The organism is Alkalithermobacter thermoalcaliphilus JW-YL-7 = DSM 7308 (genome assembly GCA_001584565.1).
GTDB lineage: Bacteria > Bacillota > Clostridia > Peptostreptococcales > Peptostreptococcaceae > Alkalithermobacter > Alkalithermobacter thermoalcaliphilus.
In genome coordinates this window covers 870022-882305 of sequence record LSFY01000001.1, presented here as the reverse complement: position 1 = coordinate 882305, position 12284 = coordinate 870022, and the positions used below count along the sequence as shown (strand labels likewise).

General features: G+C 29.4%; 10 protein-coding genes and 2 pseudogenes. All 12 read right to left on the bottom strand.

All coding sequences use genetic code 11. From position 1 onward, the window contains the following. Positions 1 to 171: 171 nt before the first annotated feature. A complete protein-coding gene (gene rpsO / locus JWYL7_RS04665; protein WP_066072359.1) occupies positions 172 to 438 on the bottom strand; it encodes a 30S ribosomal protein S15 in 267 nt (88 codons plus the stop codon). Positions 439 to 523: 85 nt separating this feature from the next. After that, positions 524 to 1462: a bifunctional riboflavin kinase/FAD synthetase gene (locus tag JWYL7_RS04660; protein ID WP_066069644.1), complete on the bottom strand. Its 939-nt coding sequence runs from the start codon at positions 1460 to 1462 to the stop codon at positions 524 to 526. Between the two features lie 17 nt (positions 1463 to 1479). Then, a complete protein-coding gene (truB, locus tag JWYL7_RS04655; protein ID WP_066069639.1) occupies positions 1480 to 2382 on the bottom strand; it encodes a tRNA pseudouridine(55) synthase TruB in 903 nt (300 codons plus the stop codon). A 14-nt stretch (positions 2383 to 2396) separates the two neighbouring features. Then, positions 2397 to 2666: a DHH family phosphoesterase gene (locus tag JWYL7_RS10905; protein ID WP_349254367.1), complete on the bottom strand. Its 270-nt coding sequence runs from the start codon at positions 2664 to 2666 to the stop codon at positions 2397 to 2399. Between the two features lie 231 nt (positions 2667 to 2897). Then, positions 2898 to 3299: pseudogene (locus JWYL7_RS10900) on the bottom strand (DHH family phosphoesterase); the annotation flags it as partial. Between the two features lie 48 nt (positions 3300 to 3347). Continuing rightward, a pseudogene (gene rbfA / locus JWYL7_RS10870) lies at positions 3348 to 3701 on the bottom strand (30S ribosome-binding factor RbfA); the annotation flags it as partial. A gap of 20 nt (positions 3702 to 3721) precedes the next feature. Beyond that, positions 3722 to 5668, bottom strand: a complete 1947-nt coding sequence (gene infB, locus JWYL7_RS04645) for a translation initiation factor IF-2 (protein ID WP_066069637.1) — start codon at positions 5666 to 5668, stop codon at positions 3722 to 3724. Beyond that, positions 5646 to 5975 (bottom strand): L7Ae/L30e/S12e/Gadd45 family ribosomal protein, encoded by a 330-nt coding sequence (locus JWYL7_RS04640; protein WP_331721846.1) that lies wholly within the window; start codon positions 5973 to 5975, stop codon positions 5646 to 5648. Before JWYL7_RS04640 ends, infB begins: the two co-directional genes overlap by 23 nt. Beyond that, positions 5968 to 6237 carry an RNase P modulator RnpM gene (gene rnpM / locus JWYL7_RS04635; protein WP_066069631.1) on the bottom strand — a complete coding sequence of 90 codons (270 nt, stop codon included), beginning with the start codon at positions 6235 to 6237 and terminating at the stop codon, positions 5968 to 5970. The genes JWYL7_RS04640 and rnpM overlap by 8 nt, the downstream gene beginning before the upstream one ends. A 22-nt stretch (positions 6238 to 6259) precedes the next feature. Next, positions 6260 to 7303, bottom strand: a complete 1044-nt coding sequence (gene nusA / locus JWYL7_RS04630) for a transcription termination factor NusA (protein ID WP_066069628.1) — start codon at positions 7301 to 7303, stop codon at positions 6260 to 6262. A gap of 15 nt (positions 7304 to 7318) precedes the next feature. Next, positions 7319 to 7780: a ribosome maturation factor RimP gene (gene rimP / locus JWYL7_RS04625; protein WP_066069626.1), complete on the bottom strand. Its 462-nt coding sequence runs from the start codon at positions 7778 to 7780 to the stop codon at positions 7319 to 7321. Positions 7781 to 7937: 157 nt separating this feature from the next. Further along, the gene (locus tag JWYL7_RS04620; protein ID WP_066069623.1) at positions 7938 to 12230 is read right to left on the bottom strand and encodes a PolC-type DNA polymerase III; all 4293 of its coding nucleotides are present in this window, start codon (positions 12228 to 12230) and stop codon (positions 7938 to 7940) included. Between the last annotated feature and the right edge of the window lie 54 nt (positions 12231 to 12284).

The following is a 12284-nucleotide window of genomic DNA, read 5'->3' as shown; positions in this document are numbered from 1 at the left end:
AATCTACCTCCTCTTATAGGTACAATACTACAAAATCTTCCTTTAGTAAATATATTATTTTGATTTTATGTTATTATTATTTACTTATATATGTGTAAAGTCAAGGAAATTTAAGGAATAGTAATAAAAAACATATAAAAAGAGCAGGATATACCTGCTCTCTGATCTTTGCTACTTTCTTAGACCTAATTTTTGGATTAGTTCATTATATCTATCTAAATTTTTGTTTTTTAGATAGTTTAATAGATTTCTTCTCTTACCAACCATTCTTAAAAGTCCTCTTCTTGAATGGTGATCTTTTTTATGAACTTTTAAGTGTTCATTTAACTCATTGATTCTTGCTGTTAACATAGCAATTTGAACTTCTGGAGATCCTGTATCTCCCTCATGAGTTTTGTAAGCTGCAATTATTTCTTGTTTTTTAACTTTGTCTAACATACCTAATAACACCTCCATAGTATTATCCCCTCTTCCCAAGTATTCGGCGGTGATTCAAATACTTAGCAAGGGTTCACATTCTATATTATCTTATCATATATTCATTTTTATGTAAATATTTTTTTATTTTTGTTATATCCTTTTTTACCTGTTCAACTAGTTCATCTATATGATTAAATCTTTTCTCATCTCTAATTCTTTCTAAAAAATATATGGTTATTTCTGATTTGTATATTTCTTTATTAAAATCAAATATATGAGTTTCTATATTTAATGATTTACCACAAACCGTTGGATTAAATCCAACATTTGTAGCCCCATCATATATTTTTCCTTCTACTTCTACTTTAGTATAATACACTCCTGTTTTGGGTAGTACGATATCATCTCTAACTGCTATATTTGCAGTAGGAAACCCTAACTTTCTTCCTAGTTGCATTCCATAGTTAACAGTTCCTCTTAAAGAATAAAATCTTCCTAAAAACTCTTTACATTCTTTTACCTTTCCTTCATGTATTAAATTTCTTATAAAACTGCTACTTACTCTAATTCCATTTAATAATATAGGATCTACAATCTGTGTATCTATATTGTATCTTCTAGCTATTTCTTGAAGTTTATGAGCATTAGCTGACTTATTTTTCCCAAATGTAAAGTCATGTCCAACTATAATATGTTTACATTTTAATAAGTCAGCTAATATATAACTCACGTAACTTTCTGCAGACAAATTTGCAATTGTATCATTAAAAGGAATGCTTATACAATAATCTATATCTAAAGTCTCTATAAATTTACATCTTTCTTCTTCTGATGATATCTTGGGAACTTTTGTTTTTCTAACAAAACTTAAAGGATGATTTGAGAATGTAAAAACTACACTCTTAAAATTCTTTTGCTTTGCTAGCTTTGAGACTTTTTTTATTATATATTGATGCCCTATATGTATTCCATCAAAACTTCCTACTGTTACTACTGTAGGATATTTTATATATACATCTTCTAATTTTTTTATCAAATGCATACGAATCATCCTCTAAATTAAACAAATAACTTAAAGCTTTTTATATTTATTGGGTTTTTACTAGTTACCTTTGCTATACCATAAAATATATTATCACAATATACTCTGACTAGTTCATCTTCTAAGCGAAAATAATTTTCTGATGTGATAATTCCTTTTTCCGAGACTGTAGCTCCATTTATAAATGACTTTAAAGCACTTTCTTTAAGATTTATTCTCTTATAGTCTTTTAAGCAAAAGTCAATGTTAAATAAATATTCTCTTATATCTCTATTTAAGTGCTTCTTTAGGTTTTCTAAAGTAACAGAATTTTTTAGATTAAATGGACCTGATGATGTTCTTAAAAGGAATGACATATGTCCTCCACATCCTAACTCATCACCTATATCTTTGCAAATACTTCTTACATAAGTTCCTTTAGAACATACTAAATCAAATAATACTTTATTTTTATCAATATTTAGAACATCTATCTTTTTTATAAAAACTTTTCTTGGCTTTACATCTATATTATCTATGCCCTGTCTAGCAAGTTCATAAAGTTTTTTTCCTTTTACCTTTATAGCTGAATATATTGGTGGAACCTGCAATATCTCTCCTTTAAACTGTTTGAATGCTGTTAATATATCATTTTCTGATATACTACTTATATCTTTTCTAGATAGGATATTTCCAAAAGAATCATAAGTGTCAGTTTCTATTCCCAAGGTCAATTCAGCCCTATATATTTTTTCTTTATTTAATAAAAACTCTGACACTTTTGTAGCTTTTCCTATACAAATAGGCAATACGCCAGCAGCATTTGGATCTAGTGTTCCTGTGTGTCCTACTTTCTTAATGTTAGTTATTTTTTTTATTTCTTTCACTACATCATGTGATGTCATTCCTGTTGGTTTTAGAATATTTATTATTCCATCCATTTCTAATCACTCACTTAAATATGTTTTAAAACTTCACTTATTATTTTAGACTTAGCATCTTTTAACGACATGTTCATGGTACATCCAGAAGCTCTTTTATGTCCTCCACCTTTAAATTTACTAGCAATCCTATTTACATCAATATATGATTTTGACCTAAAACTTATTTTTATCTCGGAATCGGATTTTTCTTTAAATAATATAGCTAACTCCACTCCATTTATATCTCTTGCATAATTTACTATACCATCAACATCATTAAAATCTATCTCGTATTTATCCATAAGTTCTCTAGTTACTTCTATGCAAGCTACAGTTTTATTTATTACTTCTATAGTACCTATAGCTTCACCTATTAACTTTATGAGATTCAAAGGATTGCTTTGATATATATTTTCTATTATTCTTTGTTTATCTATATTCAAAGATAGTAGGTCTGCTGCCATTTTGAAACTACTAGAATGTGTATTTGAATACATAAAGTTTCCTGTATCTGTTATTAATCCAGTATATAAACACTGAGCTATATCCTTATCAAGTAATTTTTTATCTAGTTTATATACTAAATTATAAACTAATTCACAAGTAGAAGATGCATTTTCATCTATATAATTTACATTTCCAAATTTATTATTACTTGCATGATGATCTATATTTACTATTATCTTAGAGTTTTGTTTGATTTGATCACTACAAGACAATCTTGAAAAATCACCACAATCTACACAAACCAACGTATAATCTTCTATATTCAAATCTTCAGACTTATTTATGGATATGTTATTACACAAAAATTGTAAATTCATAGGTATTTTATCGTCTAAAACTATATATACATTTTTACAAATATTTTTGAACATATGATACAAAGCTACTGACGAGCCTATACTATCTCCGTCAGGAGAATAATGTGAAGTGATAACTATGTTATCACTTCTTCTTATCACATCTATTACATCATTGATCTGACTCATTTTTTTCTCCTCTTGTAATTTTTGTATCAGTTCTGACATATAAACACCTTTTTCTATAGATTCATCTAGTTTAAATATTATTTCAGGTGTATATCTTAATTTTACTTGTTTACCTACTTCTCTTCTAATAAATCCACTAGCATTTTTTAACCCTTCTAGTGCTGTAGCTTTTTCGTTAGAAAATATACTCACATATATATATGCATACTTAAGATCTGCTGTAACATCTACGTCTACTACACTTATAAGTGATGTTACTCTAGGATCTTTTATATCTTGAAGTATTAACTTACTTACTATTTTTTTTATTTCTTCACTTATTCTTTTAGTTCTAGGATATGACATAATATCCCAACCTTTCTTAGTTATTTTCTATCTATTTCTTTTAAAATATATGCTTCTATTATGTCTCCCTCTTTTATATCATTAAAGTTTTCTATAGATATACCACACTCATATCCCTGTGTTACTTCTTTTACATCATCTTTAAATCTCTTTAGTGATGATAACTCTCCTTCGTGAATTACTACTCCATCCCTAACAAGTCTTACTTTTGCACTTCTAGTTATTTTTCCGTTAGTTACGTAACAACCCGCTACTGTTCCAGCTCCTGAGATTCTAAATACAGCTCTAACTTCTGCTTTTCCAAGCTCTTGTTCTTCATATTCAGGATCTAACATTCCTTTCATAGCTGCCTGAACATCTTCTATAGCCTTATATATAATTCTGTATGTTCTTATATCTACGTTTTCTTTCTGAGCTAAAGATTGTGCACTTGTTACAGGTCTTACATTGAACCCTATGATTATTGCATTTGATGCTGATGCAAGCATTACATCTGATTCTGTTATTGCGCCTACTCCAGCATGTATAACTTTTACAGCTACTTCGTTATTAGATAATTTCTCTAAAGACTGCTTAACAGCTTGAACCGAACCCTGTACATCTCCTTTTACAACTATGTTAAGATCTTTTATTTCTCCTTTTTCCATTTGCTTGAATAAATCATCAAGAGATACTTTAGTGCTTGCTTTCATTTGCTCTTCTCTTAATTTTTCTTTTCTATTTTCAGCTATACTTCTAGCAATTTTATCATTTTCAACTACTATAAGCTGATCTCCACTTTGAGGAACTTCAGATAATCCTAATATTTCTACAGGAGTAGATGGTCCAGCTTCTTTTAATCTTTTTCCCATATAATTTATCATAGCTCTAACTTTACCATAACATGCACCTACTACTACTGAATCTCCTATTTTCAAAGTTCCATTTTGAACCAAAACAGTAGCTACAGGTCCTCTTCCTTTATCTAGCTGAGCTTCTATAACTGTTCCTACTGCTTTTCTGTTTGGATTAGCCTTTAGCTCTTCTATTTCTGCAACTAAAAGAACCATTTCAAGTAAAGTATCTATATTTTCACCTTTAAGAGCGGAAACTGGTACTGCTATGACATCTCCACCCCATTCTTCTACCAAAAGACCTTGATCTGCTAACTCTTGCTTTACTCTATCTATATTAATGTTTGGTTTATCTATCTTATTTATAGCTACTATTATAGGTACGTTTGCAGATCTTGAATGATTTATTGCTTCTATAGTTTGTGGCATTATACCGTCATCTGCAGCAACAACTATTATAGATATGTCTGTTACTTGAGCTCCTCTAGCTCTCATAGAAGTAAATGCTTCATGCCCAGGTGTATCAAGAAATACTATTTTTTTCCCGTTTATATGAACCTCCGATGCACCTATATGCTGAGTAATCCCACCTGCTTCTTTAGCTGTTACATTAGTTTTTCTTATAGCATCAAGTAAAGATGTTTTTCCATGGTCTACGTGTCCCATAACTGTTACTATCGGAGGTCTTGGTAATAGATCTTCGGGTTTATCTTCTGGTATTAATATATCTTCTTGTTCCTCTTTTGTATCTTCCTTCTCAACTTCATATCCGAATTCTAAAGCTACAATTTCTGCTATATCAAAGTCTATTTCCTGATTTATTGTAGCCATTATTCCTAATTGTATAAGCTTTGTTATTAGCTCTGAAGGAGTTTTTTGAAGCAATTTAGCCAAATCTTGAACTACTACTTTATCAGCTATTTTTATCTTCTGCATAGCTTCTTCTTCCTTTTCATTTATTTTTTCATTATTATTAGATTCTTTAAACAATTCCATAACCACCTTAACATCATCTTCTTCTAATGTACTCATATGATTTATAACATTTATTCCTAGTTGTTGAAGTTTTTCTATTAATTCTTTACTAGTTATTCCGAATTCTTGTGCTAACTTATAGACTCTCATTTTCGTCAAAAGCTTCACCCCCTATTAAATTTTTGATCTGTCTTGCAAGATTGATATTTTTTATTCCTATAACTGCTCTTTCATTTTTTCCTATTGCCTTGCCTAACTCAAATTTTGTTGAAAATATTACATAATCAATATCCCTGAATTTAGCCTTATCTATAAACTTTTTCTTAGTGTTATCAGATGCATCCTGTGATATAATAACCAACTTAATTTTTCCTTTTTTAATTTCATTTAAGGTTGTATCTTCTCCAGAGACCAAGTTTGCGCCTTTAGCTGTCAACCCCAATAAAGAAAGTACCTTATTATTCACTTTTATCTATTACCCCTCTCAAATCTTCGTAAACTTGATTAGGAACTTCAATTTTGAAGGCTCTATTAATAGCCTTAGTTTTGACTGCTTTCTCAAGACATTCAATGCTCTTGCATATGTAAGCTCCTCTTCCGTTAGCTTTACCTGTTAGATCAACAAAAATATTTCCCTCTTTGTTTTTAACTATTCTTATAAGCTCTCTTTTATTATCTCTATCCTGACAAGATATACATTTTCTTTGGGGTATTTTTCTTTGCTTCAAAACATAGTCCCTCCTTACATAATTACATTTTCTCTGCTTGACTTTCACTTTTTATATCTATTTTCCATCCAGTCAACTTTGCTGCAAGCCTAGCGTTTTGTCCTTCTTTCCCTATAGCTAAAGATAATTGATAATCAGGTACTACTACTTTAGCACTTTTTTCATCTTCATTTATATCTACAGAAACAACCTTAGAAGGACTAAGAGAACTTAAAATAAATTCCTCAGGATTATCACTGTATTTAATTATATCTATTTTTTCTCCCTTTAATTCAGTAACTATATTCTTTACTCTACTTCCTTTTGGTCCTACACATGATCCTATAGGATCTATATTTTCATCACAAGAATATACAGCTATTTTTGTTCTAGAGCCCGCTTCTCTTGCTATTGATTTAATTTGAACTACACCATCATATATTTCAGGAACTTCAAGTTCAAATAACCTTTTTACAAGTCCTGGATGACTTCTTGATAATATTATTTGTGGCCCTTTAGAGCTTTTTTTAACTTCTAGTATATAACATTTTATTCTTTGTCCTATTTCATAAACCTCTCCAGGAATTTGTTCTGTTTGACTTAATATTCCTTCTACTTTTCCAAGCGAAACGTATACAATTCCTTTACTAATTCTAGCCACTATACCCGTTACTATTTCGCTTTCCTTATTTATAAACTCTCCAAATATAACTTCTCTTTCTGCTTCTCTAATTCTCTGAACAACTACTTGTTTAGCCGTTTGTGCAGCTATTCTTCCGAAATTTCTAGGCGTTACTTCAAACTCTATTATATCTCCTAATTCATATCTTGAACCAAATTTTTCTTTACTCTCTTCTAAACTAATTTCTAATAAATCATCCTCTACTTCTTCAACCACCTTTTTTAATGAAAATACTTTTACATCTCCTGTTTCTCTGTCTATATGAACCCTAACATTTTGAGATGATCCAAAATTTTTCTTGTATCCAGAAACCAAAGCAGCTTCTATTGTTTCTATAAGTATTTCCTTTGAGACTCCTTTTTCTTTTTCTAGTTGCTCTAAAGCCTCTATAAATTCTCCGTTCATACCTAATCCTCCTTATTAAATTTTTACTGCTAACCTTATTAGTGCGATTTCTTTTCTATCAAACTCCAATATTTCATCATCTACACTTATTTTAATTTTGGTTTTATCAAATAATCCTATAAGCATACCTTCAAACTCTTTCTTTCCATTTAAAGGCTTATATAGTTTTACTTCTACATCTCTACCTTTATATCTTTCAAAATCTGCTTCTTTCTTTAGAGGCCTATCAAGACCTGGTGAAGATACTTCTAGAAAATAATTTTCCTTTATAGGATCTATTTCATCTAACTTAGCACTAACTGATTCACTTATTATCTGACAATCTTTTAATGATACTCCACCTTCTTTATCTATGTATATCCTTAAATATCTATTGCCAGCTTCTAGCACATATTCTACATCAACTAATTCAAACCCTTCTTTCTCAATGAAAGGAATTGCTATATTTGATACAATTTCCTCTATATTTTGTCTCATTTTTTCCCTCCTGTTCTTTTCTATTTTCACAGAAATTGAACAAATTAAACCTGTGAGTGTTATAAAAGCAAAGAGTGGGTAATTCCCCACTCTTAATTTGTCCCAAAATATAATTTTCAAATCTATTATATCATAGTATATTTCATTTTGCAACTTATCATAACAGGGATATCTGATTTGTCTCTGGCATACCATCTAAACAACCGTGATTTTTTAATGTTTCTATTACAGTTTTTGAAATTTTAGTTCTAATTCTCAAGTCTTCTATTGATAAAAACTCTTCACTTTCTCTTTCCCTAGCTATATTTATTGCTGCATTTTCTCCAACTCCTTGTAACGCTATTAAAGGTGGGAGTAGTTTTCCATCCACTATCTTAAATTTTTTAGCATCTGATTTATATAAATCTACCTTCAATACTTCTATCTTTCTTGCAAACATTTCTAAAACAACTTCTAAAACAGTTAATAAGTTTTTTTCCTTCGCTGTAATATTATTACCCATTTTTTCAATTTCTTTTATTTTTTCTTCAACGCTTTTCTTTCCTCTCGTTACCAAATCAGCGTCAAAATCTTCTGCTTTTGTCGTAAAGTATGTGGCATAAAAAGCTAGAGGATAATGTACTTTAAAATATGCTATCCTAAAGGACATCATAACATAAGCAACTGCATGAGCCTTAGGGAACATATATTTTATTTTATTACATGAGTCTATATACCACTGAGGTACATTATTTTGTTTCATCATTTTTTCATGTTCTTGTGTTAATCCTTTACCTTTTCTTACATTTTCCATTATTTTAAATGCTTCTTTAGGGGCTAATCCTTTATATATTAGATAGTTCATTATGTCATCTCTTGTAGAAATAACATCTTTTAACTCTGCTACACCATTTCTTACTAGATCTTGTGCATTGTTTAGCCATACGTCTGTCCCATGTGAAAGCCCAGAAATTCTTACTAATTCAGCAAATGTTGAAGGTTTCGTATCCATTAACATCTGTCTTACGAATTTAGTTCCAAATTCAGGTATACCTAAGCTACCAATCTCAGAATTTATATCATTAGGGCTTATTCCTAGAGCTTTCGTCGATGTAAAAATAGACATAGTCTTTCTATCATCTAAAGGTATTTTAGTCGCATCTACACCTGTTAAATCTTCTAACATTTTTATTATTGTAGGTACATCGTGTCCTAATATATCTAGCTTTAATATTCTACCACTTATCGAATGGTAATCGAAATGAGTTGTTATAACCCCAGCAGATGAATCGTTCGCTGGATATTGTATAGGGGTAAAATCATGTATATCTTTATGTCTAGGGACTATCATAACTCCACCTGGATGCTGACCAGATGTTCTTTTTATGCCTGTACATCCATTTGATAGCCTATTTATTTCTGCAGATGTAGCACTTATATTACACTCTTCTAGATATTTTTTCACAAATCCATATGCTGTTTTTTCAGCTATAGTTCCTATTGTTCCAGCCCTAAAAACATATCCTTCTCCAAACAATTCCTCTGTATATTTGTGAGCTGTAGATTGGTATTCTCCAGCAAAATTCAAATCTATATCCGGTTCCTTGTCTCCCTCAAATCCAAGAAAAACTTCAAAAGGTATATCATGTCCATCTTTAGTTAATAAAGTATCACATTTAGGACACTTCTTATCAGGTAAGTCTGCTCCTGATCCAACGCTTCCATCTGTATAAAAGTATGAATATTTGCAGCTTGAGCATATATAGTGTGGTGGTAGAGGATTTACTTCTGTTATATCACTCATGGTTGCCGCAAATGAAGAACCTACTGATCCTCTAGAACCTACTAAATAACCATCTTCTAGTGACTTTTTAACTAGTTTTTGAGCAATTATATACATAACTGCATAACCATTATTTATTATAGAATTAAGCTCTCTGTCTAGCCTATTTTTTACTATATCTGGCAATGGATCTCCATATATTCTATGAGCCTTTTCATAACAACTATTTCTTAACTCATCTTCTGATCCTTCAATTATAGGAGGATATGTTTCATCTGGTATAGGTTTTATATTCTCAATTAGATCCGCAATTTTATTAGTGTTTGTTATTACAACTTCTCTTGCAAGTGATTCTCCAAGATATTCAAATTCTTTCAACATTTCATCTGTACTTTTAAAGTATAGTGGTACACTAGTATTTGCATCTGAAAAACCTTGACTGTGTTTTAATATTTTTCTAAAAATTTCATCATGCTCATCTAAAAAGTGTACATCTCCAGTTGCTACAACAATTTTATTATATTTTTTCCCTATATCTACTATTTTCCTATTTATAACTTTTAATTCATCTATACTTTTTACTACTCCTTTTTCTAACATAAATTTATTATTGTCTACAGGCATTATTTCAAGATAATCATAAAATTTTACAATTTCTTCTAGGTTTTCTTCACTTACATTATTTAAAACTGCTTGATAAACTTCTCCTGCTTCACAAGCAGACCCTATCAGTAAACCTTCTCTATATTTCGATAAGAGAGTCTTAGGTATTCTAGGATTTTTATAAAAATAATTTATATGAGATTGCGATACTATTTTATATAGATTTTTTAAACCTATATAGTTCTTAGCTAGTATTGTTATATGGTTTGTTTTAAGTTTTTTATAATCATCTACTCTAAACACATTGTTTACTTCGTATAATGTTTTTACTCCTTTTTCAGATAACATTTCTAAAAACTTTACAAATATATGGGCTGTTGCTTGTGCATCGTCTACAGCTCTATGATGATTTTCTAATTTAATATTTAACTCTTTGGCTACTATATTTAACTTATACTTTTTCAAATTTGGCAGCAATACCTTAGCTAAAGATATAGTATCTATATAATTATTGTTAAAATCTATTCCTAGAGATTTTGTATTTTCTCTTATAAAACCAATATCAAATTCTGCATTATGCGCAACTAAAACACTATCTCCTACAAAATCAATAAATTTAGGTAAAATTTCATGTATTTTTTCTTTGTCTGTTACCATTTCATCTGTTATTCCTGTTAATTCTTGAACAGTTTTAGGAATTGGGATTTCTGGATTTATCAAAGCAGAAAAAGTATCTACTATTTGAAAGTTTCTTATTTTAACAGCACCTATTTCTGTTATTTTATCATTTTGATTTGACAAGCCTGTTGTTTCTATATCAAACACAACAAATGTCTGATCTAACGGTAAACTATTAGGCTTTTTGATTACAGGAGTAGTATCATTTACTATATAACCTTCAACTCCATAAATGACTTTTATTCCATACTTCTTAGATGCACTCATAGCCTCTGGAAAGGCTTGTACTACACCATGATCTGTTATTGCTATAGCTTTATGTCCCCACTTTGCTGCTCTTTCTATCAATTTAGAAGCAGAAACAACAGCATCCATAGCAGACATTTGAGTATGGGCATGAAGCTCTACCCTTTTTTCAATCTCTTTATCCATCTTTTCGTCTTTTATATCTATTTCTATGTCAGAAATATTTATTATCATCTCTTTCGAATAAGTATCAAATATAACATCTCCTCTTGTTTTTACAAATACCCCCTTTTTAATATTATTTATTATTTTTTCTTTATTGTTATCTCTCAGGAAAAGTTTACAGTTTATAGAACTTGTGTAATCTGTCATAGAAAATATTAAAAGATTTTTTCCACCCTTTATTTCTCTAATTTCAAAATCAAAGATCTCACCTTTCACACATACTTTTCCTATATCTGGGTGAAGATTGTTTATTTTTTCTATGTCATCTTTTATCTCTTTACCATAAATTACAGTATCAGAATCATCTTTGTTTTTGTCTTCGTTTTGTACTTTTTTATCTATTTCTTCATTATTTACATCTTCATTTTTAATTGATAATTTGTCTAGCATAATTTCTATCTCTTCTTGCTGCTTTTTTATATATTCATCTATGTTTATTTCTTCTTTTTTATCTAGTATAAATTTTACACTTATATCTATTCCTAATTCTTCATTAATAGCGTTTTTTATACAATACATAGCATTCTTATGTATAAGTCTTTCATATAACATCTTATCTTCTATATGGATATATAAAATATCGTTATAAATATTCCAAGTTATATCTTCACATGCAAAACAACTTGATGGAACTAAAGTAGTAATTATATATAAAATGTTATCCCAATATTTTTTTAGACTTTCATGATTACTTTCATTTTCTTCAATAACATATCTCATTTTTATTTTTATTTTGTTGAAATATCTCAAGCTTTCCGTAATTTCTTTTTCTAATTGTGTTATAGTTTTATAACTTAATATATGTTTTGAGTTGAGATATATATTGATATCCTTATTTTCTTTAAAATATACTATCCTTTCTATAAAAATATTGTTTGAATCAATATTTGTGTTTTTTATACCAAGTTTTTGTAAGTATTCTGCTAAACTTTTCATAAACTTAGCCCCCAAAAGATATATTTTAATATCAAATTATAAAATTCTAGGTAA